General features: G+C 39.4%; 22 protein-coding genes. 12 read left to right on the forward strand and 10 right to left on the reverse strand.

Annotated features, from left to right (window positions below; translation table 11 throughout):
• Positions 1-97: 97 nt before the first annotated feature.
• Genes HZC31_05840 through HZC31_05865 form a run of 6 tightly spaced genes read left to right on the forward strand, consistent with a single transcriptional unit; the run spans position 98 to position 10,597 of the window.
• The gene (locus HZC31_05840) at positions 98-2,389 is read left to right on the forward strand and encodes a hypothetical protein (GenBank protein ID MBI5002885.1); all 2,292 of its coding nucleotides are present in this window, start codon (positions 98-100) and stop codon (positions 2,387-2,389) included.
• A gap of 16 nt (positions 2,390-2,405) precedes the next feature.
• Positions 2,406-3,869, forward strand: a complete 1,464-nt coding sequence (locus HZC31_05845; GenBank protein MBI5002886.1) for a hypothetical protein — start codon at positions 2,406-2,408, stop codon at positions 3,867-3,869.
• A gap of 1 nt (position 3,870) precedes the next feature.
• On the forward strand, positions 3,871-5,040 hold the full coding sequence (locus tag HZC31_05850; GenBank protein MBI5002887.1) for a hypothetical protein: 1,170 nt from the start codon (positions 3,871-3,873) through the stop codon (positions 5,038-5,040).
• Positions 5,037-6,233 (forward strand): hypothetical protein, encoded by a 1,197-nt coding sequence (locus HZC31_05855; protein ID MBI5002888.1) that lies wholly within the window; start codon positions 5,037-5,039, stop codon positions 6,231-6,233. The genes HZC31_05850 and HZC31_05855 overlap by 4 nt, the downstream gene beginning before the upstream one ends.
• Complete coding sequence (locus tag HZC31_05860) at positions 6,233-8,464, forward strand: protein phosphatase 2C domain-containing protein (protein MBI5002889.1); 2,232 nt, start codon at positions 6,233-6,235, stop codon at positions 8,462-8,464. The genes HZC31_05855 and HZC31_05860 overlap by 1 nt, the downstream gene beginning before the upstream one ends.
• Positions 8,465-10,597 (forward strand): hypothetical protein, encoded by a 2,133-nt coding sequence (locus HZC31_05865; protein ID MBI5002890.1) that lies wholly within the window; start codon positions 8,465-8,467, stop codon positions 10,595-10,597.
• A 20-nt stretch (positions 10,598-10,617) separates the two neighbouring features.
• Here the strand turns inward: HZC31_05865 and HZC31_05870 are convergent, their stop codons facing one another.
• Positions 10,618-11,460, reverse strand: coding sequence for an N-acetylmuramoyl-L-alanine amidase (locus HZC31_05870; GenBank protein MBI5002891.1), 843 nt, complete (start codon positions 11,458-11,460; stop codon positions 10,618-10,620).
• Positions 11,461-11,576: 116 nt separating this feature from the next.
• Here HZC31_05870 and HZC31_05875 point away from each other — a divergent pair, with 116 nt between their 5' ends.
• Entirely contained in the window at positions 11,577-12,242 is a 666-nt protein-coding gene (locus HZC31_05875; protein MBI5002892.1) for a hypothetical protein, read from the forward strand.
• Positions 12,243-12,267: 25 nt separating this feature from the next.
• On the opposite strand, the gene HZC31_05880 is transcribed toward HZC31_05875, so the two are convergent.
• Positions 12,268-13,017 carry a hypothetical protein gene (locus HZC31_05880; protein ID MBI5002893.1) on the reverse strand — a complete coding sequence of 250 codons (750 nt, stop codon included), beginning with the start codon at positions 13,015-13,017 and terminating at the stop codon, positions 12,268-12,270.
• A 237-nt stretch (positions 13,018-13,254) separates the two neighbouring features.
• Here HZC31_05880 and HZC31_05885 point away from each other — a divergent pair, with 237 nt between their 5' ends.
• Genes HZC31_05885 through HZC31_05900 form a run of 4 tightly spaced genes read left to right on the forward strand, consistent with a single transcriptional unit; the run spans position 13,255 to position 15,544 of the window.
• Complete coding sequence (locus HZC31_05885) at positions 13,255-13,755, forward strand: hypothetical protein (GenBank protein MBI5002894.1); 501 nt, start codon at positions 13,255-13,257, stop codon at positions 13,753-13,755.
• A 56-nt stretch (positions 13,756-13,811) separates the two neighbouring features.
• On the forward strand, positions 13,812-14,108 hold the full coding sequence (locus HZC31_05890) for a hypothetical protein (protein ID MBI5002895.1): 297 nt from the start codon (positions 13,812-13,814) through the stop codon (positions 14,106-14,108).
• 21 nt (positions 14,109-14,129) lie between these two features.
• Complete coding sequence (locus HZC31_05895) at positions 14,130-15,326, forward strand: hypothetical protein (protein MBI5002896.1); 1,197 nt, start codon at positions 14,130-14,132, stop codon at positions 15,324-15,326.
• On the forward strand, positions 15,323-15,544 hold the full coding sequence (locus tag HZC31_05900; protein MBI5002897.1) for a DUF2905 domain-containing protein: 222 nt from the start codon (positions 15,323-15,325) through the stop codon (positions 15,542-15,544). Before HZC31_05895 ends, HZC31_05900 begins: the two co-directional genes overlap by 4 nt.
• Here the strand turns inward: HZC31_05900 and HZC31_05905 are convergent.
• The 4 genes from HZC31_05905 to HZC31_05920 all read right to left on the reverse strand — a co-directional run bounded on the left by HZC31_05905 (position 15,537) and on the right by HZC31_05920 (position 20,452).
• Positions 15,537-16,685: a hypothetical protein gene (locus tag HZC31_05905; GenBank protein ID MBI5002898.1), complete on the reverse strand. Its 1,149-nt coding sequence runs from the start codon at positions 16,683-16,685 to the stop codon at positions 15,537-15,539. The two genes, HZC31_05900 and HZC31_05905, sit on opposite strands and share 8 nt — an antisense overlap.
• A 33-nt stretch (positions 16,686-16,718) precedes the next feature.
• Complete coding sequence (gene rlmD, locus HZC31_05910) at positions 16,719-17,840, reverse strand: 23S rRNA (uracil(1939)-C(5))-methyltransferase RlmD (GenBank protein ID MBI5002899.1); 1,122 nt, start codon at positions 17,838-17,840, stop codon at positions 16,719-16,721.
• Between the two features lie 105 nt (positions 17,841-17,945).
• Positions 17,946-19,103, reverse strand: coding sequence for a methionine adenosyltransferase (locus tag HZC31_05915; protein ID MBI5002900.1), 1,158 nt, complete (start codon positions 19,101-19,103; stop codon positions 17,946-17,948).
• Positions 19,104-19,612: 509 nt separating this feature from the next.
• The gene (locus tag HZC31_05920; protein ID MBI5002901.1) at positions 19,613-20,452 is read right to left on the reverse strand and encodes an FTR1 family protein; all 840 of its coding nucleotides are present in this window, start codon (positions 20,450-20,452) and stop codon (positions 19,613-19,615) included.
• Between the two features lie 113 nt (positions 20,453-20,565).
• On the opposite strand from HZC31_05920, the gene HZC31_05925 reads away from it, so the two are divergent.
• Positions 20,566-21,147 (forward strand): hypothetical protein, encoded by a 582-nt coding sequence (locus HZC31_05925; GenBank protein ID MBI5002902.1) that lies wholly within the window; start codon positions 20,566-20,568, stop codon positions 21,145-21,147.
• 155 nt (positions 21,148-21,302) lie between these two features.
• Here the strand turns inward: HZC31_05925 and HZC31_05930 are convergent, their stop codons facing one another.
• The 4 genes from HZC31_05930 to HZC31_05945 all read right to left on the reverse strand — a co-directional run bounded on the left by HZC31_05930 (position 21,303) and on the right by HZC31_05945 (position 25,245).
• Entirely contained in the window at positions 21,303-21,875 is a 573-nt protein-coding gene (locus HZC31_05930) for a cysteine hydrolase (protein ID MBI5002903.1), read from the reverse strand.
• A complete protein-coding gene (locus HZC31_05935) occupies positions 21,872-22,609 on the reverse strand; it encodes a hypothetical protein (protein MBI5002904.1) in 738 nt (245 codons plus the stop codon). Before HZC31_05935 ends, HZC31_05930 begins: the two co-directional genes overlap by 4 nt.
• A 594-nt stretch (positions 22,610-23,203) precedes the next feature.
• Positions 23,204-24,151: a sodium:calcium antiporter gene (locus HZC31_05940; GenBank protein MBI5002905.1), complete on the reverse strand. Its 948-nt coding sequence runs from the start codon at positions 24,149-24,151 to the stop codon at positions 23,204-23,206.
• Positions 24,151-25,245 carry a cation:proton antiporter gene (locus tag HZC31_05945; protein MBI5002906.1) on the reverse strand — a complete coding sequence of 365 codons (1,095 nt, stop codon included), beginning with the start codon at positions 25,243-25,245 and terminating at the stop codon, positions 24,151-24,153. The genes HZC31_05940 and HZC31_05945 overlap by 1 nt, the downstream gene beginning before the upstream one ends.
• Positions 25,246-25,417: the final 172 nt, after the last annotated feature.

Below are 25,417 nucleotides of genomic sequence, written 5' to 3' on the forward strand. Positions count from 1 at the left end.
AGTTCATCCGGAATTCTCCAACCATCATCTCTAACAACTAATCCCATCGGGTCACCTCTTCTCATTCTCACGTGACCCATTCCCTAATATCTATTCAATGAGAAAGCTACTATTTATTCCTTTCGGGATAGGCTCTAAGATTATTGCGTACAATACTCTTCTTGAATTGAAAACGACACTTACACAACATGTGGATTTGGAACAGCGAGGGGGAAGAAGGAGTATTCTCGTTTATGCAAACAGGTGTAATCTTATTGACTTACACCTTGAAAATGATACTGTGCCTTCTTATAACGGGAAAACAAAAGGTACTTTCTTCACCTCATTTCTCTCTGAGGATTATGATTCTCCAGAAGCATTTGCATCGAGATGGCACTCCCTAAAAAAAGAATGGGAAACATTAAAGCGCGTTGAAGAGGCATACGCATCTGACTCTTTTGAAAAATATAAAGATGTGCTTGGAAATGACCTTACTTCTGAACTTGAAACTATTGTTAAAGAAATCATGGATATGCGTAAAGAACAATTCCCCTCCGCAGTTCTTGCTGTTAGAGAGGTTGCTTCTGTTTTAGAGCAGACAGGTGATCTTGTTGTTCTTGTCTCCAATCCTGTTGATATTACTACTGCAGTGTATGCTGCTGTTTCTGGTAGGGATCCTGAAACAGTATTTTGTCCTGTCGATAATGATCGCTTACGATTACGCAATGCTCTTGGAGATGTCCTTGCTATTCCTGCTTCTACTCTTGATACTATTTCTGCTGTTGGTCCGCATGACCATTGGAACATGCTTGTAGAAGAAAGAATACTAAAGCATACTGAGTTTTCCAGTCTCGCTCCTGAAAAAAGAAAAGAATTTCTTCGTTCCGCAGAAGTTCATGCAAATCGAGTTGCTCTCACCTATGCGAAAACCCGCTCACGAACAGCGACAGATTACGAAGAGGTTCTTTTTCACGCAGTCACCGCAGCAATGGATTCTGAAATGTCAGATCTTGTGAAGCTTACTCTTTATGATCCAAACCATAAAATTTTTACCGGCTGGATGGGAAGAATAGGAAATATGCGTGCTGTTCGTGAAGGAATAGATGTTGTTCTTGGAAATCACACAAGCACAACACAACAAATGTGGGAAACAGGAACTGCTGTTGTCAAAGGAGTCATCGATGAATTAACGGCTGCTGAAATTATTCCACCAATAGATGATAAAAAAAGTGGAACGTATAAACAAACGATGCTCTTTTTGGAACAAAGACCAAGAACATATACAACAGAAATTGACGATCATGCAATGAAACGTCAGCGACTTGGTAAAGGAGAATATTTTGTCACCACATATTACCAAGGCAATAATCCTCATCTCGCTTTCATGAAACAAGATGGCAATTTGTTTACTGTTGTTTCTCTTGTTCCTCTGGAGTCAAATAAAATTCCACGCGCACTTGCGTATGATTCTGAGACAAAAGAACTTTACAGTGCACATCGATCAGGAATTGATGTACTCAGAGTAACGCAGTTGGGGAATTCATGGAGAGAAGTTCTTCGTCTTAGTGAGTTACCAGAACTAACAAAAGGACAGAAAAGTAAAAGAGATGACATTGTTGGCGTGACTTCTCTTCTTCTTAATGAAAAGGAATTATTTTTCACTGTTCCAGGTTACGGAATTGGCGCAATAGGAAGAGAACGTAGGTCACCATTCTTTTCATGGGACGCTGTCGCGCGCTACTCAACAAATGCGCACATTGACGCGCTTCAACTCTTGCGTTCTTCATCATCTGATGGACTTTATGTCGCGCTCTCTGGAAATACCTTGATTATTGGCGATGGCAGAGAATGGAAAGCATATCCTGTTACTGATGGAACACTCGAAGCGCTTGTTGGTACAAAGGATGCGCTTTTCGGATTTGCCACAATGGATCATGCAATTGAAGTTGTGGAATGGTCTCGATATGGCAGCCCTACATCATTTGCTCAATCTGCTGGTGGAATTAAACAAAAACAACGCCTTGCTTATAAGCCAACAGAATCACGATTAGAACGAGGAACAACTCCTCTTGAAACAGCGGTAGGATATAGAAAGCGACTGAAAGCAGCAGCAAATTCTGAAGGAGTTATTGCAGTCCTCTATGATGGCACTCCATTTTTTGCTCATGGAGATCACGGGGATTTTTCTCCACTTCCTAAAATTCCTCTTGTAACATACGTATCAAGCAGAGAAGGCATTGGCGTTGATGCACTTCATACAATTGCTTCAGGTTTTGTCATCAGCGGTTTTTCGACAAAATGCCTGCGGTTTGCGGGAGATGATCTTGTTCATGATACTATTTCGGGATTTGGTTATTATAATGGGCAACAAAGCAATCCTGCACGATACATGGCAACGATAACAATATGAATTCAATGGTGAAAATATGAGTGATACAACACTGATTAAAGAATACAGGGGTAGATTTGGAACTGTTGTTGTTGATTATACAAAAGATATTGCTGTCAAAACAACGCACAACTTTTTTAAACGTCCTGTTTCAGCTAAACCAGACGCTCCAAGTGTGCGGGATGTATTTTACGCAGATCGTCTTCATGACGCGCTTCTTTATCATCCATCTCTCCTTCCTCCCTTGCGTGTTGAAATAAATCAAGAAGCAGAAAATACGTTAGCTGCTCTAAAAGCACAGAGTGATTCAGGTGGAACACCGCTTGCTCAGGAAGCAGGCCTCAAAATAACCATGCGCGCTTGTCGTCTTCGTCAAACAAGAAAAGCTGATTATCAAGAGCCAACAATAGTAAATCTTGCTAAAATGTATGAAGATTCTCGTGCTTCTCCAGCGTGGATCGCGTATGTTGGTGAAACAATTCTCAATCTTGCTGACGCAGTTGCATATCTTCGCAATCAGGGAATCGCGCATCTTGATATTACTCCAAAAAATGTTCTTGTCGATACTCAGTCTCTTGATGGCGAAGTTGATGAACTTTTTGAGAAAACGCGTGTTTATCTTGCGGATAGGGGGGGTAATTTCTTGACTGAATATTGTTATGCTGTTGTGCCAGATCGAGTGCTTGCGGATCCTACATTTACTGGAGCAGCTCAACGTGACGCTAGAACAAAAGTAGATTTCACTGCAAGAATGTATGGCGGCAAAGAAACTTCCGCGTTTGATGATAAAGAAATCAGTCATTGCGAAATATTTATGCTTGGTTCTCTTGCCGCAACACTTTTGACAGGTATTTCTTTTGGAGTAAATAAATTTGTCCGCACTTTTGATGAGCGACAATATATTTCGAAGAACTCTGGCCTTAAAAAAGCGTCTTCTCTTATTGATGTTATCTTAACAACAGGGTTGGACTTTGTGGATGATGTTTATACACCATACACTTCAATAGATGCATTTATCACTGCCTTCAAGACTGCATTGCAGCAGCACTTTTATGTTGTTCCAAGAAAAGAACTCCCTCGTCAAACACAACTACTATTAGGAACAGGTTCAATTGGGTATGTTGTCTGCACACCCAAACGCTTTGTCCAGCTTATGTATGGTGGACAAAGGATGCTCGATCTCAATGAATGTCAAGCATTGTCCAAAATTTTCAAAAATCCGTATAGTGGTGAGAATATTGGGGCTCTATCTTCTCCGACACTTCCATTAGATGATATCGCAGATCCGATTCCTCAAACTCTTGTTCGTGACATTTTCGCATTTCAAAAAGGTGCGAAAGAGAAGGAAAAAACAGAAAAAGCGACTCAAAGAACAGCTGTTTTTAACAGAAAAATTGCTTTGGAAACTGAAGTAAAATTGCTTGAAACAAATTTTAACGCTCTTAATAATGAATTGGCTGAAATTAAAAAAATAGAAGAAAGTCTTATCAGAACAAAGTAAGATGACTATGGACAACACAGCAATACTTATGGAAATAGAATCGGCACGAACGCTCACTGATCCTAGCGAACGCTACGCCGCTTTTGAAGATATTGCGTTCAGAAATGAAGCAGCTCCTGTGGAATACGCTCTTGCGGTTACTGAACTTGGAATGCTCCACGTTTCTCGTGGAGAATATCTTATTGCCTCTGCATATTTTCAAGAAGCAGCAGAGAAAGATCCAAACACTGTTGAAGGGATTAAATTACTAGAAAAGGTATTTGAGTCTGAAAAGGATAGTGATAAAAAAGTAGAAGTTCTTTATAGTCTCCTGAGACCTGGCTTTGCAGAGTATCCTCGCCATACTTCTGTGTACATTCTCCAGTTGGCATACGATGAACTTGTGGATATTTGCCTTAAAACAGGAAGAGAAGCATTTCTTCGAAGCGTTCTTCCTTCATGCAACGCGACGCTTTCCCAGCATTGTTCTCGCATCACTCCGCTTGAGCGTCGGATTCATGAGTTAGAATTAGCAACTCTTGGTCTTGGCGAAACTGCGGAAATGCATGATCCAATAAATTATTCTCTTCCAACTCCTGAAGACAACTCAATATTTGAAATTGCTGAAATGCGAATATCTTCACGTATCCCTTTTTGGCTGCAGCGCAGAGAGTGGATTAATCTAAATTATAAACAAATGTATCTTCATGGCATTGTTATTGCTGGAGAAGTTTTTGACTATCTTGCTTCTCTTGATTCTTCAAAGGGCGCGGAACAGAAAAAAGCAGTCGCGTACGCAGAAGCAACAGTTGAATATGCCGCCCTTAGAAGGAGCTCATCTATCTCCGAAACAATTACCAGTATCCTGACTCCTGTGTGGGGACAGAAAACATACAATGAGCGCCTTATGGCAATTTACGCTCTTGATTCTTTGGACAAGCCCGGAAAATGGCGTGTAAACACTCCTTATCGTGGTAATTCCTCTATCACTACTGTTGCTCTTGCCCATCTTGGTCATCACACTGATACATTTCCTCAAACAATGTATGAGAGAATACAATATTGTGGGAGAGCGCTCATAGATATTGAACAACAAAAGGATGTTCCTCCTTTCTGGAAACACATCTATGGACAAGTACTGACAGGCTATGTCGAGAAACTCATAAAAAACGACGGATTGGTGAAATTATGAAATACATTATTGCATTACCGAGAGATATGGGAGCAGGCAAGCCTTCAGAGTTACGCATTATTGATACTGTTTATCCTTTCTTAATTCACAGAGAATTTTCTCTTCCGGAGGAATCTTCAGGAAAAACAGTTTCTCCTTATGGGCTCTATGTTCCGATAAAGAATGTGAATGGCACTTATACTCCAGAAGGTATCTTTGTTTCAGTAAAGGATGGTGTTATTGTGTATGATGAAAAGGGCAATCTCAAAGAAAGATACAACGCACCTCCAACTCTAGAAACAGTAAATCCTAGTGCTGTCGGCGCAATGGCACATGTTGATGGAACGCTCTATTGGTCTCTCACGAATTTTCCTCTAGATCAAAAACAACACGGTCTTGGTCTCTTCAGAACAAATGGCGCATCAGAACTTGAGCGGATTCTTCACGGAAGCGCTCCGGTTGGTCCTCTTGTCCCACTTGATGATGGCATTATCTTTTATCTTGACGATGATCCAGTGCATAAAGAGGGAAGATTCTTCTGCTACAACAGCAGATCTCTCACTGTTTCTAGAAAACGTGACGATCAACGTAAGGATATTCTTTATCCCCAGCCTGTTGGAATATGCGTTGACGCGAATTCAGTTTACACTCTTGGAAAACAAAAAGACGCGGGGAGAGAAACAGTCTCTCTTACTCTTTTCGACCATACTCTTGAAGAGCAAGGAAAGTATCCACTTGCACTTTCAGGCTCTGTTTGTACTGCTTTTGCGTTGTGGAATGGGAATTATGATCCTCCCGCAATAGAAACAACTGGTTTTGATCTTACGTTCATGGAACAAAAACAGCAATGCACATATGGTATCATTGGATTAGAAAAAGGAAATATCGCTCTTTTCAAAGCAAGATACAATAATTCCATACCTGAGATAGACTTCATTGCTGAATTTGATATTCTTGGCAAAAATCCAAAAAGAGCTGTTCAAAATGTCTTCGCTGTACAAAAACCAGGAAGAGGAGTTAAAGATGCAGAACTCGTTGTTGTTTATGATTCCTTCGCAATTTCATTTACAAGTTATGAACTTCTCGCTCGCGCGGCATTTCAAGCAGCGATTGGGAGACCATCAGAAGTCATTGCAGTACAATTTCCCAATCAAAATAAACGAATTCAATCATTTGGTCGAAATATTTTTGCTTCTGCTTTTATGGGTGTATAATGGTATCGTATAAAATTGTTTCACAAAGGGGATTGAAAGATCCAACAAAAGGATCTGAAGATTTTGGCATCGCGTATATAGATTCATCTCCTGCGTTATTTGTTGTCGCTGATGGGTACTGGGGTTCAGGACGAGCAGCATCTTCCGTTGCGCCACATCTTTTTTACAGAAATCTTCAGGATCTGACTGCCCATGAGCACTTGTCTCCTGAAAATTGTGATAGGCTTCTTCAGAATTGTGTGACAAAAACAAATGATGAATTGCGCATAGCTGTCCCAAAAAGATACACAACATTTACTGCCGCTCTTGTCGATGATCAATATGTTTATCTTCTTACTTTAGGAGATAGTGTTGGCTTTGGTCATCGAACTTCTGGCGGACTTGAACTCCTTACTGAACCTGACACAGATGGGTACACACAGATAAAAAGATTTCGTGAGGATAGTGATCCTTTCCTCTCTTATTGTGTTATTGACAATGGTAGAACAGGGCCTAAAAATTTTCTTGGACTTCCAAGCACAGATTTTTCCGCTGAAACCCATTCCGCTCCTCAAATAAAAAAAGTGACTGTTATTCCACGAAATGAACTGGCATATCTTCTTCTTTGCACAGATGGTCTTACAAGCAGAGTCACTCCATTGGAACTTGAAACTCTTTGCAATACTGTTGATGGAGAGGATATTCTTTCCGCGATCATGGATCGTTGGGAAAAGCCAGAAGAGATGATATTTTATCTTCTTCATGAACTGAGGGAAAAAGATATTGTGGCAAACATTTTTGCACAATATGGAATTTCGATGAAAGGAACTTCAAGAGAAATATATGACGCTATCCGAGCAATTCCCGATGGTTTTGCAGCGCTTCGAGACGCTTGTTTGATGTATGATGATGGACAAGGTGTAAGAAAACCAATTGACGATACATACGTGATGCTGATTGATATTCGTCCAATCGAAAGAAAGAGTGTCCTTCTTCTTACAAAAGAATTACAGGAAGCACACGCTTCTCTGGAGACTGCAGCTAGAGATAATGGTGCTCTTGCTGAAAGAATTAGTGTACTTCAAACAGAATATTCTACTCTTGATGAACTGCATCAAGCGCTTTCCGCTGAACAAACAAGGAATGGAAAGAAATTGACAGAGGAACTCACTTTACTCTCGACAACGCTCGCTGGTGTTGAAGAAAAATATACTGTCCTTAAAACAACACTTGAAGAAAGGAATGGTGTCATTCAGAGGTATATTGCGGATATTCAGCTGCGTGAAGGAAGAGAAAAAGACCTTACTACAAAACTGAGAAGGCAGGAAGTAGAAAATGCCCGCGAAGAAGAAAAAGCGCGGCAAGCGCTTTTAGCCTCTCAACAAGAAGTAGGAGGTTATGTTTCAAGAATACGCGAACTTGAAATGACTGTACGTGGTTTAGAAACAAAACTTGGAGAATACCAACGCTCAACAGATACAGGAGGGAGTAAAAACAGTTCTCAAAAAGTTGGATTTTTGGGTAAAGCTGCACGTTTTGGAGCATTAACTTTAGGATCAATCTCTCTTGCAGCGTGCGCGAGTTTTTTCGCGATTGGTTATGGTCTTTATGAATTTATTTCTGGTGAGCAGACAGAGAGTTCTCTTCCAAAAGAGGTTTCCAAAGAAGAACAACAAAAAGAAGAAGAAAAGCAGGGAAAAAATGAGTTAGAGAAAAAAGAATTTCCTTTATTAGAAACTCTTCAATTTTTTGAAAAAGTACATGAAGAACAACCTACTGCTGGACTCCTCTCTCTCTGCGTTACTCCTGACAATAGGTTTGCCTATCTAAATCCTTTTGATTCCCGAGCATATGCATTTCTTCCAACAGAGAATGGCCCTAATTATATTCAAGAGGTACAATGTGTTTTGGGATTGAATGTTATTCAGCGAAAAGATACAGGCGTTCATCTTTATTACGCAGATGCGCTTCTCACGCTGAACTACAATGATCCTTATAGGTTTGTTCTTAACACAAACGCGGATGCCGTTAGTATCAATGATGTTCTTGCCGCTGATGTTTCCACTATCAGTCATTGTGATTATAGTAAACTTAAAGCAGTACATGGTGTGAAAGCATGCACATCAGAAACATTCACTCCTTTTGCAGGCACTCTTTCCGATGATCAGACTTACCTCTTTAAAGGGGTTTGGATTGGCCATAACGATGAAATCATCATTTCCACAGCAATAACAACCGAGCAGGTGAAATAAATGGCACAACAGAATCAAACAATAATACATAAGGGAGATTTGGCGACAATTGTAACATATGAAAATGATGCTGACAATGTTTATAAATTTGCGAAGTCGCGTATGGGTATTTCTCCAGCTGCTCTTAATAATGAACGTGCGGCATATGACTTTATTGAATCTACTCTTGGTACTAGTGGATCAGAATCTGTTATTCTTTCTGTTGATACAGCCGTAATTGATCCAGATTCACAAAAACCAGCAATCAAAATACAAAAAATAAATCCAGATCAAACATTGGAAGGGGTTCTTTGCACTGAGCTTGGAGTTAGTTATAAAATAGCTGAAGCAGATAACGTTGAGAAGAAAAAACGGTTTACTAAAATAAGCGAAAATCTGACACTAAAAGCAGAAAATAAAGGTAAACATGGAGGATATACTACTGATGATGTCATGATGCGAGTGGGTGTTTTTTCTGCTCTTCTTGATAAAAGTGATTTGTTTGATGGTAAATTCAGTCAGAACGATTTTGATCCTTCTAATATTCTTGTTCGTGTAGATAACGAACACGGATATGACATTCGTCTTTTTGATTTTAATTATGCAATCAGAACTAGTTTAACAAAAGATACTTCTGGTGAGATAGGACATTTTAAAGATCTGAGCGGTCTTTCAACAGAAAGACAAAATGACAGCTCATACAAACATGCAAATAAAATTGAATCGAACAGCAATTGGGCGTATCCTTCTCTTCTTGAAGAGGGGACATTAGAAACTATCTTCAAGGCGGGCGCGGAGATAAATGCACCCCCAATCAATTCTTCGGACGTGCTTCGTCATAGTGATCTTTATCAGGCAGCAGGACTTCTTTATTGGAGTTTTACAGGAAAAACACTTCATGAAGCAGGTAACGATTCAGTTTCTTTTGCTCAAATTCTTCCAGAAGAGCAGTCGAGTCTTGCAGAAATAGCAGATGGACTTCTTGCTGAAGCAAAAAAACCTTTAGGTCGTTATGATAAAGCACGTGTTGCATCTTTACGTAAAGAACTTAAAGACATAATCTCTTCTTATGTTGATAAGAATAGAGAAGAGACAATGGCAAGAACAGCAACAGTTGTCGCTTCACCATCTGGTCTTGCTGAAAGACTGGAAACACTTCGAGATGAAATTTCTGCTGTTCTTCCTTCTGCTCTGGGACAAGCAGGACTGAATCATGCTCATTATGAGGCAGGTTCTGCTGCATTGGCGACGACCCTTCAAACATATAAAGCAGGATTGAGAGAAGAGGTTTCACGTCTTAGGGATAATAATGGGCGCCTTGAGGCAGCTCTTCGAAAATATTCTACTTACGCTAAACTAGCAGGAGTAGGGATTGGTTTCGCAGGTACTCTTGCCGCTGTACTTTGTGTTGGCGCATATTTCTATGGAAAAAGTCAGGCGGTGATATCTGAGAAAGAATGTCCTGCAGTGGATTGTTCTTCAGCAGCAATTGATGCTGTTCCTTCAGACGCAAAACCGCTTGTTTCTGAAGCGTTTCTTAAGGAACTTTGTGGTGATATTCCTTCTGATGAGTCATATGAATCATGTCTTTGGGACTTAGAGCGAACAGCAGGCAGGCAGGAATATATTGCAGATGAATACTACTCTCGTCTTTTGGACGGATGCAAAACAGAGTTAGATGGCTACAAAGCCGCCGGCAATAGGACTGTGTATGTGCCAAGAGCGGATCCAAAACTTGTTGAAGAACTAGAAGTAACTAAAGAACAACTTGCAGATGAAAGAAGAAGAGTAGAATCCGCTAAAGAAGAAAATAGCGGGCTTACTCGTGAATCTGTAAGCTACAAGGATAAATACTTTCGTGCAAAATATACTATTGAAAAACAATGGATGGAATGTAAAGTGTCTGCTTTTGCTGCGCCTAAATGGTATCTAGTTTGTCTTGATGATGAGAATGATAAGGCTTGTCTTTCGGAGTTTTGTCTTGCTACAGATAGGATGATTGTTGCAAGGGGTATCGAATATCAAGAAGAAGTTGATTCCCTATCACACGATCTTACTATCGATGAAAAATTAATGTTAGTGCTGGATAATTATCATCGTTGTTCAGGGTATGAGAAACTTCCTCATGATCCACTAGGTCCATGGAAAGAATGAAGAAAAGAGTAAATTTTCTTTCATTTCTTTTCAAAATAACGAATCAATGTCGCGTCAATGCATTGAACTATTGTTTCTTGTGTTTCTCTTTTTCTCATAAAAACTTCTTCTTCTGGAACAACAATGCTTCCTGCTTCGACAAGAAGTGTTGGAATCTTCGCAGTATTAAGGATGTAAAGTCCTGATCTCTCATACACTCCTTCATCAATTTCCTGCATTCTTCCTGTGTCTTCCTGGGCATGGTATGTATTCTGGCGCAGACCTGTCTCTATAAAACAATCTTTCATTCCTATCGCAATGCTTCTTGTTTCTTCATAAAACCATTTGGAACTTATGTGCAATGAAAAACCGCCATACACTTGCTGACCGTCTTTTCCTGCAGTTTTTGCGTTATCAAGATCTTTTTTATTCACTGAATCATGATGGATCTCTATATATACTTGTGCGTCTGATTGCTCCGCAAGTTCAGGCCGCTTTTTGAGATCAATGTTTTCTGTCGCGAGATGCGTTATATACTCAAGAGGAGATTCTAGCTCTCTAAACTGGGCAACAATGCAGTCATTATATTCATATTCGTTTACTCCTGTAATACTCGTCGCGCCGCCATTATTCAGCTCGTGACCGGAAAATACAATCACTTTTGGCTTTTCTTTGAGGTCATAGAGTAATGGTTTTTCTTTGCTGTCGTTCTTTTGCGTTGCATTAGTACTTCCATAGACTGCCGAATATCTTCCCGTTACTCTCGGGTCATCATGACGTGCGTCCTGAGAATTTTCAGATAAACACGAGAATGGATTAACGACATAAAGGATTGTCGCAAGCTTCGCGATGTCAAAAAGTTTAGTTACTTGATTTTTTTCCATAACATAAAGAGAAGCTTCTTATGATATTAATTTATGTAGTAACCTGTAAGACAACATAAACTTATCTTCTCATCCATTCTATCAGACTATAAAGATAATTTCATTTGGAGGAAAGAATGAAAATAATAAAAACAGCAGCAAAGATGACCTTGGGAACAATTGTATTAGGTGCCTTGCTTTATGAAGGTTCAAAATATCATGTTGATAAGAGATTCGAAAGAACGGCAACAGCAGTTGTTGAAGCAGCAAGAGTGTCGTTTCCAGATATAGCTGAGGCGATCACAGAAGACACCGGATATTGGTTTACAGATTATCCAATAAGATATACAAGAGATTTTACAGATTATACAGATAATAAAAGAGACTTTACAGAAGATATTGGTTATGAAGATCCAGAACCTCTTTCCTATATTCCTGTTTCAGTATTTGGAAGTGTTTTTGATGAGCGAGTAAAGGAAATGGTCTATGAAACTGCAAAAACAATAGACGAAAATCCAAAAGAGATTGTGCCTCCACTCTATTATTTTCTTGGCGAATCTCGTATTTTATTTGAAAACACGCCAGATAATAGCGAAATAAAAGAGGCAGATCTTTTGTATAAATATTATACAATCCTAAAATTAAAAGGAGAGTACACGCATGTGACAGGAAGGCTGAGTGACCTAAGCACATGTTATGTGAATATGTATCAGTATGCTACTTTGTATAGATATAATGCGCGATCGCAAGAAGAAAAAGAAATCACAGAAATCCCTTCATGCGATGAACTGATGAAACAATAGAGTATTCCCAACAAATTATTACACTCTATTCTTCAGTCCCTTCTTTTGGTTCTTCCATTATTGGCTGTTCCATCATTGGAGGTTCAATAAATGGCTGTTTTTCAGCGTCTTTATTTCCGCCAAAAAATCCAGTAAATTTCTTGAACATGCCTTTAAAGAATTCTCGAGGTTCTTGCTGTTTTTCTTCTTTGATTGTTCCTTCACGCTCTTCATCAGCTGCTTTTGCGCTTTCATCCGCTTCTTTCAACACTTCTGCGCGTGCCTGCTCTTCTTTACTTGGTTCAGGAAGCTCTAACTCATTTTCTTCGATATATTTTTCTAAATCTACTATTCGTTGTTTCAACATTGCAATGTCTGCTTCACAAGAAGGCATACCTTCACTTTTTTCTGCAAACATTTCACTGCCTTTCTTCTTATTTGGTGCATTTTCTTCCATTTTTGCTTTGAGTGCCGCTGCTTCTTCATCACTTGGCTCTTCTGGAAGATCAAGATCGTTTTCCTCAATATATACTTCTAATTGTTCAATACGGTTCGTTACAACATCTATTTGCTCATCGCAGGAAGGCATTTTTCCCTCTTCCACTTCAGTGATTTCTCTTAGCTCTGGAGCAGGAACTTCTAACTCATTCTCAATCACATATTGTTCTAATTGAGTATGTCGCATCTCGAGCTCAAGTAACCCTTCACATTCTTCTCTTTCTTCTTGTCCGAAAACAATACCAACAGATAGACAAAAAACTAAGACCCACAAAAATAAACTTATTATTCTTTTCATATTTCCACCCCAGAATTTTTCTCTTAAACTCTTTATGAAGTTGTTGAATTCTCCTTGCTTAATTTCTTGAATTCTGCTTCTTTATATAAGTTGCGAAGACTTCAATAGACTCTTTCCCTCGAGATCACGTCCTTTACACTCCTAAGTGGTTCTTTCTCGTTACTACGTTTGTGTTTACATAAATCTTTAAATACTCGTCTCCAAACAGTAACACCAATTGTATTGGAGGTGCTGGTAGTGGCAAAGAAAAAATCAAAACAATCAAAAAAGGTATTTGTAAAGGGTGTTCCCCGTAATGTCATAGTTGGAGGCATCGTTGTTGTTCTCGTAGTGGTGTTATATTATTTATTCGCGTCCCAGAATGGTTCGTTTGTGGGATTAGGCGGAGACGATGGTGAAACATATCTCCCAAGTCAAGATTCCATGGTCGAAACATTGCCTGAAGTTGTTGGGCAATCGTACTTCGGATTTATGAAAGCAGGGTATGTCGTCAATGTCCTTGTTGGCAGTAATACGCAGCGCATTGAATTTAAAACACTCAATGAGGATGGCACTGTTGATATTGTCTTGAACAGAGCATACAATCTCGAAGAAGGCGAAACTGTGTTCGCGGATTATGATTATGATGGTATTGCAGACCTTGCTGTTACTTTAGAAGGTGTTGATATGTATGAAAACAGATTCTCTGTCACGATTACGTACTTCACGACAGCTCCTGATGAAATTGTTCAGGAATAATTCGATACTTTTTTATTTTCTTTCTTTTTCTTCTCTTTTCACATATTTGGGTGTCCATGATGGTTTTTGAAAATTTGGTTACTGCATTTTCTTCTCCTCTTCTTTTTCCGCTCGTTGTTGTTGTGACACTGCTCTTTATTGGCGCTTTGCATATCTTTTTTTCCATACGTTATGGTTCTGACGCGCAAAAAGATACCCCTTCTTTTTTGTATGGGTTTTTGGGACTTCTTGTCGCATCTTCGTTTCTTTTTGGCACTTCTTCTCTCTTGACTGCAGTCTTCTTGGGGGGATTTCTTGGAGAAGCGTTTGGACTATTTTCTGTTACGCTCTATAAAAACAAAAGACATAAATAAGATACCTTTCAGTATTTCTGTATGGCGAAAAAAAATAGACTTCTTTTTGTTCTTTGCATCCTCTTCATCCTTGTTATCTTGCTTATCGCTGGTGTTCTTTATCTTCTAAAACCACAACATGACGCGCGCATTCAACAATCGTTCCCTGAAAAGGATTATGATAATATTCCTGAGCAAAGCACTGATGAACAGACTTATGACTATGATGGGAAAACAAAAATTTACGTTATTTTCAACTCACACAACGAAGACACGTGGAACGTTGGAACTGAAACGCTTTACAAAAAATACCGCGGTGACCTTGTTAAGCGCCTTCAACTCTTTCAAGAGTATGACGCGAAATTAAATTGGCAATCTGACATTGTTGTCCTCAACGCAATGATCGCGTTTGAGAATGAAAGTCTTTTCACTAGCACCGATGGAAAGCATATTCTCCAGTATATGGTTGATCTTGGCTTTAGTGTTGATCCGCATTTCCATGAAAAAGAAGGATATAGTTACGCGGATGTCGCGTACCTTATCGAACAACTTGGCGTCACCCCTTCTTCTGTTGTTGGTGGTTCAAAAGTTTTTGATTGCGGCGCGCGTCCTTCTAATCCTGTCACTACAATAGATTGGCACGCGGATATTGGATTAGAAGATGATGGATATATTTATGGAATCAAATATCCTGATTATGTCTGGAAACCTGAATTTATCAGCGGCGCTTCAAGTGGTGGACATTTCGCAGATGACCATACAAGCGGCGCGTGGAGGCCAGGGAATGAAGCGGACTTTTATGAACATCAGGAAGATGGTCAGATCATCTATATTGGAGAAGGATATTCTCATGATCAAACATTGATGGGACAAAAAGAAGCGAGTAGTGGCGAAATTTTGTATAGCAATGCGGGATATGTCAAAGAGCTTGCAGAGAAACTCTTGCAGGGTGAGATTCCATCTGGACAATTTTATTCCGCGTTGATTCACGTTCGTGATACTGAAAAAGTAAGAAACGGTGACTCTGAAGTTATAACCAATGATGGTCTTCAGGAAATTTTTGCTGAACTCGAACCCTATCGTGAGCAAGGTCTTATCGAGTATGTTACTTATCAAGAAGCCGCAGCGATTTGGCAGGATGAATTTGACGCAGAACCAACACAGCTTTCTTTTGAGAGTTTTAGCGCATATGAAGAAGAGCAGGAGAACATTAAAGCGAAATGTTTTGGAAGAAGATGAACGACACCGCGAAAATGCTTATCATTGCTGGAATTATTCTTGTAGTGGTCGGATTATTCTGGCAATTTGGAAGCAAATATCTGCCTTTAGGAAAATTGCCTGGCGATATTTCCGTTGAGAAAGAAAACTTCAAGTTTTATTTTCCGATTACCACATCGATTGTGATTAGTTTGATTTTAAGCGTGTTTTATGTGGTGTATAGATTGATTTTTAGGTAGTTTCTATTCCCCTTTCTTTAAGCACTTTCCTTAATGTTGCTACAACATATTTATTCTCTCCACCTAATGTATCATAAAGGCCGTGTCCTACTCTTTCTTTTATATCTTCTCTTGGAATGTCTTCAAGACAAGCAGACCCTCGCCAATATTTCTGCCAGATATAATAAAGCATTGTTTCTGTATTTCTTTTTGTATACTTTCCACTCCAGAAAACAACCATAATCTCTCTTGAACGAAAATCTTTCTTTCTTTCGTAAACGCGACACTTTTCTTCATCAAGCACACCATAATGAGGGAATATCTTTTTTAAAACTTCTTTTGAATTTTTACCTCTAATTCTTAATGCCCTGTAGATACCATTCCCCACACTATTTGTAATGTCTTCTTCTGTAATAAGCTCAGGGATTTTATACTTTGGCTTCCATACATTTCTCCACATATAATTTATTGCTTTTCTTGCGTTCCCTTCTGCTCTATGTCCATCCCAAAACACTTCCATTCTTTTTCTTGATGTTATATCTGTTCGTTCAAAAAAAACTTTACATTTATCATCATTTAATATACCATAATTAGGGAAGAGTATTCTTAGCAAAGCATTTGAGCTTCTTATCCTCAATCCTAATGGGGCGTATACTGTACTTCCTATGGTCTCTTCAATATCATTCATTGTCACAAGTTCAGGAATACCATACTGTCCTTTCCATACATGTTCCCACGCATATTTTACGAGAGTCTTTGCATTCTGAGGTGCGTGCTCTTTTTTCTTCCAGAACACTTCCAGTTTCCTTCCACGAGAATTTTTTTGCTTTTCTTTTAGATAGATTTGACACTTTTCATCATCAAGAACTCCATAATCCTCAAACACTGTATCAAGAAGATCTTGTGGTCGTTCTCCAGTAATTCCCAATTTTTCATAAACTAGATAACCAAAAAGATCAAACACTTCTTCTGTGCCAAGAAATTCTGGAATAGGAAATTCTTTTTTATTCTCCAGAAAGAAGAGTTTGATAAAATCACCTAATTCACAATCATCTAAAGATTGGATTACTCTTTCTCTTCTCGCTACAAACGTTTTTCTATCTCTCCTTCGTAATTCTGCAAGTTCTTTGCATCTTTCTTCAAGAGATAAGCCTGCGACCATTCTATTAGAGAAAGCGTGTTTGCTTTAAAAAATTCATGCTTCCTTTCTGACTAATTCGACTACTGCTTCACTATGATTTGTCTGCGGAAATAAATCAAACAACGCCGCGCTCTTTATTTCATACTTCTTGAATTTCTTGACGTCTTTGCCTAATTGCTGGGTGTTGCAGGAAACGTAGATGATTGCTTCTGGTCGCAGCTCAATAATTTGTTGAATTGTTTTCATGTCCATGCCGCTTCTTGGTGGATCAGTGATGACATACAACGGGTTGTTGAACTTTATTCTTCGCAAATGCGTCGCGTCAAGGCACAATGCTGTCGCGTTTTTTATGTTGTTTTCTGTTATGTTTATTTTCGCCGCATCAATACAGCCCTGAAATCCTTCAATGATTGTTACTGACTTGAAAAGCTCTGCGTTGATTATTCCAAATGTTCCGACGCCCGCGTACAAATCGAGAAGATACGCGTCTTTTGTGTTGTGTTTCTTGAGAATATTGTTGACGTACATGTGCATTTTTTCTGTCATTGCGGTGTTGTTCTGGAAAAATCCTTGGATAGAATAATTGAAATTTTTGTTCATTATCTTTTGTTTGAGCATGTCTTTGCCTTTGATCATAATGTAATCACTGGAAATACTCTCCTCTTCATCGGGAATAACATAGGTGATGAGAATATTTTTTGCTGTTGTTTGTTTCGCAAACTGTTTTATCTTTTCTGTCGCTTCTGCAATTCTCGCAGACTCACTGTTTAATGTGAATGAGATAGAAGATTCTTCTGTGCTGTTTTGTGGCGCTCTGATTACCGCATATCGCAATGTTCCACTTTTCTTCTTGCTGTCAAACGCGTCTATTGGCGCTTTGAAGAAAGTTCTTAGTTCCTTGAGGAGTAGGTTTATTCCTTCATTCGCGATAACGCATTGTTCAACATCTACTCGCTTTGCTGGTTCTTTTTGGCGAAATCCTACGCCATTTTCGAAAAATAAAAAGTCCATTCTATTCCTGTAGAAATATTCTTTGTCTGCGTAGACTTCTATTTCTTTGTATTCTATTGCGTGTTTCAATGCGTTTTTTTTGTTTTCAAGTTGCAGGGAGTAGTCTATATGCTGACACGCGCATCCATTGCAGACATTGAAGTAGGGACAAAGGGGAATTGCCATTTTCTGAATAATAGTGATTTACTTTATGAATGTTGTTCTCAAAATAGTAAATAGGGTAAAATTTATAGAAAATTATATATTGGAAAGAGAAGAAAAATAAAAAAACTAATTCAAACATTCCTGCTTGAGTATTTCTGCCATATCTGTTCTTTCCCAGGTAAAGTCAGCGTCATTTCGTCCAAAGTGACCATACGCCGCTGTCTTCTGGTAGATAGGACGTCGCAATTGCAATGTTTCAATAATCCATTTTGGCGTCAATGGAAAATGCTTATTGACCGCAGCGACAATCTTTTCTTCTGAAACTTTCGCAGTTCCAAAACAATCGACATTCACTGATGTTGGTCGCGCGACACCAATCGCATAACTGAGTTGAACTTCACATTTGTCCGCTAATCCAGCAGCGACAATATTTTTCGCGACATATCGCGCAGCGTACGCTCCTGAACGATCTACTTTTGATGGATCTTTTCCAGAGAACGCGCCACCGCCGTGTCTTCCGACACCGCCGTATGTGTCCACAATAATTTTTCGTCCTGTGACTCCAGTATCTCCTTCTGGACCACCAATCACGAATTTTCCTGTCGCGTTAATGTGCAATTTTGTTGCCGCGTCCATATATTGCGCGCAGACTGGCTTGATGACTTTTTCTGTAATTTCTTGTTTAAGAACATCTTCACTCATGTCGTCTGTGTGTTGGCACGCGATAACAATCGCGGTGATTCTTTTTGGAACATTGTCATGGTATTCGACGCTGACTTGCGATTTTCCATCTGGTCCAATGTTTTTGATTAATCCTGACTTTCTACAAAATGCTAATTTTTCTGTTAATCTGTGCGCTAAAATAATTGGTAATGGCATCAATTCAGGTGTTTCTTTGCACGCGAAGCCGTACATCATTCCCTGATCTCCAGCTCCTTGTTCTTTTCCTGATTTCTCGTCTACTCCTTGCGCAATATCCGCGCTCTGTCCATGAATAGAGACAAGAACTCCCGCGTCTTCGCAGTCAATTCCAAAAGAAGGATCTGTATAGCCAATTTCTTTGAGTTTTCTTCTGACAATTCGTTGGACGTCCGCGAATCCTGATGTGGTGACTTCTCCCGCGACAACAACTAATCCTGTTGTGGTCATTGTTTCCACAGCGACTCTGCTGTAGGGATCTTGCGCGATTAAGCTGTCGAGAACAGCGTCGCTGATTTGGTCGCAAATTTTATCTGGATGTCCTTCTGTTACTGATTCTGATGTGACGTATGTTATTTTTGCCATTGTTTTTCCCTCCGATAAATGGATTTTATTCTTTTGAAAGAGGGTTTCATTATAAAGGTACTTGAAAGAATTATTCTGATTGGAATAATGTTGTGCCAGAATTATGTTGTGAGGGAGTGGTTGTGAAAATGTTGCTTGTAAATTGATCTTTTTTCATGTACACGCACCCTCTTTGCTTTTTAGTATCTTCAAATATTTATTAAAAATAATACTAAAAATAAAAGATTGCGTAGACATACAAGGTCTTTGCTTGGCGATTACAAAACGGCTCACGAGATTTGTCTTTTGAGGCAGAAAATTTATAATCATAGAAAGCTCTGAAAATTCATGGTCAAATGTCCATTATGCGATAAAGGGGAATTAAAAAAAGGAAAAGTAAAGGAAACTATGTTTGGTGTTTTCTTAGGTGAATTTCCAGCAGACATTTCTTCTTCTTGCGGTGACTCTTTTACTGATGAAAAGACAACGCAGCTTATACAAAAAATAGCAAAGAAAAAAATTGAAAAATCCTACGCTACCACAACATCCTTCTTTGCCATAATTCTTTTCCACGCAAATCCAAGAACAACAAGATACGTCACATAACTGAAGATTTCTAACAACGAAGGATTTCCATTATACCCAAACAAGCCTTTCATGAACTCTCCAACTACTCCTTTCTCATGCAACGCAGGATAACTGCCATCTGGATTCAACGCAGGATTAATGTCCCAAATATGCTCGATCATTGGTGGCAACACGCCTGCTTCTTCAAACTCATGCACTCCATGCGCAACTAATCCTGCCGCAAAAAGTAATAGTAAAACACTTGTAGCTGTAAAATATTTTTTTAATGGGACGCGAACCGCCGCGACAAAAATTAAATATCCTAAAATAACTGCTGCTCCAATTCCTAACGTCGCGCCAAGAAGACTATTTCCACCTGTCGCGATCGCCGCAGCGTTCAAGAAAATAACTGTTTCAATTCCTTCTCGCAACACCGCGAGGAAGACCAATAAAAATAAATCAAATCGCTGCGCTTTGGAAAGATGCACCGCGACCTGCGCTTCAAGTTTTTCCGCGATTTTGCCTTGCTTCATCATCCACAAAATCATTGTGGTCAGCATAACCGCGCCAAGAAGCATGGTAATTCCTTCAAAGATTTGTTCTGCCGCTCCTTCAAAGCCGCCAGCAAGGGTATTGAATAAAATCGCGCCGATAACGCTTGCGACAAGCCCCGCGACAAGTCCAACATAAACGACAGGATTATACTTTGTTTCTTTTGTTTTTGTTAAATAACTTAGAATGATGCCCACAATTAACGCGACTTCTAACGTCTCTCGAAACGTGATGATGAATTCAGATAACATGCGTTTTTGGTTTTATCACTTATTTATATGTGTTGTGAATTTCACTTGATTTTATTCCAATCCGACTAAATCTTTCAGGGAGTTTTAAAAAGAGATTCTTCTTTATTGTTCTTATGGCACTTGAAAACTTATTTGAAACTGCGCCGAGACAAGCGGATGTGACAGGTTTACTTCCACGAGCTTTTGCAGAACGCACATCCAAACCTGCAGGATATCTTGTTGTTGGATTGCACACGCGCGATTTTTTAGATGTTAGTGTTTATGGCGTTCGCTCAATTACTAACCTTACAAGACCTGATAATGGTGCATATCATAACAATGGCGTTGTTCATGCAGTTCTTCAACTTGATTTTAGTCCTGACGCTTTACTTACTCGAGAATTCTATTTCGCTTCTCCACAATCAGAAGAAGCAATTCGCAGGCAACTTTGCTTTAGTCAAAATTGTGGGTATTCTCTTCCGTATGATCTCCAAACTCTGACTACTACTTCTACAGACCATGATGCAACTGTCTCTGTTCCTTCTGAACAGCTTGCAAAACATCACAGAAATCTTCGTCCTGGGAAAGTACAGTATGTGCGTCGAAGAAAAGAAGACGCATTAGTTCTTCCCTGCCCTACTTTGTATTATACCACTTCCCTTGATGAAGCGCAAGAAGCAGTTCGATTGCTGAAACAGCAGGCATTAGAATACTGAAGTTTTCCACTGGTGTGAGCAAAGCGGTCACCAGTGGTACGATTATTTCAATGGTGGAAAACTTTAGTAGTCCCAAGCGACCGACCCGAGCGAAGCGAGCATGTCATCTGATCTATTGATCGGTGGTGGTCGGTCGCTTTTGACTTTCGTTGATGTTATTTGATCAGCTTCATTATCTTACTTGTCGTTGTCACATCGCCAAAATGCGCTGCAATTCCTTTCAACGTATTCTCTTGCGCTTCTTGAGAAAGGGTATAATTCATATCCGCGCAAAAGAAAATATTGTAATCTTGAAACATTCCGCTTCTCGCCGTGGATTCACAACACACTTCAGTCATTGTTCCTGTGATGATGAGATTTTTTATTTTTTTATTTTTCAAAATATTTCCTAGATTTGTGTTATAAAACGCGTCATATCGTGTTTTATTGATAATGATGTCATTCTTTTCTGGCTTTAGAGCGTCACAAACGTCCCAGCTTGGAGTTCCTTCTCGTAGACCTGCTTCTTTTAGTTGTGGGAATAAACGCGCTTCGATTGGATTCTTTTTTGCATCATAACAGTGTCGCGTATAAATAATTGTGATTCCTTTTTTTCTGCAAAAATCAATGAATGCGCGGTATTCTTTGAGATTACTTCGCGTGGATGGAATTTCTAAAACTGCTCCTTCTTCCACAAAATCATTCTGCATATCAATTATCAGAAGCGCTGTCTGTCTTGGGTCGATCATTTTTTTGTTTCCTGCTTTTTAGAATGAAAAAAACCTTTAATCGTCGCAATTGTCGCGTTCCACTGCGCTTTTATTCTTTCTTTGATGAGATCGACATGATGATAAAAATTATTTTCCCGCTCTTTCTTTTTTTCTTCTGCTCTCTTTTTGTACTCTTGGATGTATTTCTTTGCTTCCGCGGATGGTACAACAATCGCTTGAATTGTCGCGAATAGTATTGCCAACGCGATGTAGAGAATCAATGCGGCGGTTAACGTGATCCTGTTGATTTGAAACTGACCAATAACAAGCACTGTCGTGACGACTGCGCTGACATTTACTGGAATTGTTGATGACACAAAAAAAGAAATCTGCTTTGGCAAGATATGAAAAAAATTGGATATCGCAAGGAGGAGTGCCCATAATCCAAGCGCATACATGATAATCATCGTCGGCGTATTCCCCGCAAGATTCCACTCACTAAAGACTGCAGCACCATGTGTTTCATACATAAATCGAAACAACGCTGTCGTGACCCATAACAAAGAAATGGTATTTCCAAACGCGGTATTCCAGCCTAACTCTTCTGTCTTGTATCTTCCAAAATAAAGCTCAATGAAAAACGCAATGCCAAGCAGTGGAAGAATTGTCCAGAGAATTTCTGGATTTGTTAAAGGTGTGTCCACAATATCTTCCAGTCTTGGAAAAACACCTTGTGAGAAATAATTCCCTATTTCTGTTCCTGTAATGGCCATTATTTTTTATGATTTCTTGATCTTTAAATTATTTCCCCTTTTCTGTGCCATCCGATCTTTCAAATGATGCAATTCTTTTTCCGCCATATAAAATGAAGGTAAAATTCTTTTTCTCTAAAAAATAACCCCACTCACCAAATTTCTCTTCCAAATTTTTCTCTCTTTCGTTCGTTACTTCTGTTCATGGGTCCCCCTGACAGTACAAGGTCTGCTGGTGCGTGTATTTTCTTTGCTGCTTAGAAAATATTCGCTCTGCTCCTCCATGAATCGCCTTATTACCTTTTGGAATCCCTAAGTAATTTTATTTATTGTAAAATTGGGTTTACTTCGAACCGAAGGTTCGTAGTATTACGAGCATAGCTCGAAATAATACCTCCCTGCTTGCAGTGACCCAATTTTATAATTCCACAGACGCACCGAACTACGAGCAGGCAATACCCTGCAGCTTGCTGCGATTGTGATGCCTGCGAGTGGTGCGTCTGTGTTATTGAGATATGAAAAAACAAAATTCTGAAAATGTCGCAGACAATACAGCTATTTCTCATGGAAAGTCGTTGATTTCACTTGCTGGATAGGATGGCACCCTTTTCCTCTTTACACGTTTCCATTTAGCCGGATTGCCATGATGGCATAAACGAGATACAGGATAATGAGTGATATGCCTTCCACTCTCGTTATTTTGCTGTCTTTTCTTAAATAGTAAATAAGAATTACAGAGAAAATGAATAGGGCCGGAATATCAAACGCGAGTAATCTTTTATCAACAATAAACGAAGAGATTAATCCCCCAAGACCAGTCGCAAGCAAAAGGTCAACAATGTTGCTTCCTATGAGATCTCCCATCGATAAACTCATCATCCTATGTCGCGCGGACGCGAGCATCACGGAAAGTTCAGGAAGGCCAGTTCCGATTCCCACTAAAAAGATGCCAATGAGTGTTTGGTTTACTCCAAGCGCTTCCGCGAGTTTTACGCCATGCATGACAACCGCGTTTGAAGAAACAATAATAAACAAAACTCCCGCGATCGCGAAGATAATGTCTTTTGCCACTTCTAACTTTGGTTTTCTTTCTGTTGTGCGCACTGGTTCTGTTTTATAGAGGTACGCGTAATAAAGTCCAAAGGCGATGAGAAATAATACACCATCCCCTCTGGAAAGCACGCCATCAAACGCCAGTAAAAAGAAGAAAACCGTCGATCCAATAAGAGACATGCTTTGCGTGATCAGCTCTTTTTTCTTGAGTCGAAGAATTATAAACAATCCAAAAATACCCATAAACAACGTAATATTGACAATCGCGCTTCCAATTTTATCTCCCAAAACTATTCCGCTTGTTTCAATTCCATTCAAACGGTCAATCGCGCCAGCGATGGAAACCGCGATTTCAGGGATTGATGTTCCTATTGAGACAAACGCGAGTCCGAAAAAGAAATCAGAGATACCAAAATGTCTCGCGATGTTTTTGCCGCTTGTCAACAAAAGGTCACTGCCATACCAAAGTCCTATTAAACCCGCAATGATGATAATGATTTCGATGTACATTATATGCTCCTCATTTTTTTAATCCATTTTTCTATGGAATTCGCGACTAATGGAATTCCAGCAGTTAATAAGCCATACATAACCATGATGCCATAGGTATCTTCTGAAATGCTGTTTGCTTTGTATAAAATCTCCGCTGTGACGAACGTGAATAAAAGTGTCGGCGCGGTAAGGAGCGCTACCATTATTGACGCTTTGAAACTTTCCTTCAACGTGAGTCTTCGATGGATAAAAGCAGTGAGTATTTTGATTGTAATTACTACTCCAAAGACCAGTATCGCGAAAATAATATTTTTCCAGGACATCATGCTTTTGTTTATCATTAACCCTACTGAAAAAAAATAAAATGGAACGAAGATTGTTGTAAATGAGCTGAACGTTGCCATAACTCGTTCTTCATTTAATGACGTTTGATTATGTTTTGATTCATTTGCCCAGCGCATAATCAAACCAACTATAAACGCACCAATAATATAGTGGACACCAATCACATGTGTGGTAAACGCGAGGCCCACCGCAATAACAAAAATAAAAAATGTATCTGCCTGCATATTGGTCTTTCCAAGAATACGCAAAAAGAAGAATTCTAAGATATACGGCAACAAAAAGCATACCGCCGCAAAACCGCTGATGACTATTATTAATCGTAGGGGTTGACTGAGGTTTGTTATGATTAAGAGAAGTAATAATGAAAGAACTTCCGCGCTGATCACTTTTGTTTCAATCCACTCCACAATATAGCCCTGTAATTGCAACGAACGAAGAGCGCCAAATATGAATCCCGCAGAGGGAGTCACTAAGGCAATTCCGATCAGCAGCGCTGTGGTTATATTTTTACCACGTAACGCGACTATTAGCGCTATAATACAAATAAGAACAAGATGCAGCATTCCATTTTCGAGCAGTGTCTTTTTCTTTTTCACAATACTTCGCACATCTACCTCAAACCCCGCGACGAAAAAGAGCGCGATAATCCCAATCGTGCCCATGACCTCGATAATCGGTTGATTTGTGATTACTCCAAGAAAAAATGGACCAAGAAGTAAGCCTAACAGAATTTCTGTAATTTGTTCAGGAACATCAAGCTTCTTCACGAGTTTTGGTATTAAAAATAGTGTTCCCAAAGGCTCTGGTGAAAATCTTTCGATAGATTAAAAAACCAAAAGCAGCCGTTAGGCTGCAGTTGGGGGAATCGTGAGGCGATTCCCATGAAAGAGAAGAAAGGCATAGTACAAAAAATTAACGGTTTGATAAGACAAGCAAGAA

This window comes from Candidatus Woesearchaeota archaeon, from assembly GCA_016214075.1.
GTDB lineage: Archaea > Nanobdellota > Nanobdellia > Woesearchaeales > DSVV01 > JACRPI01.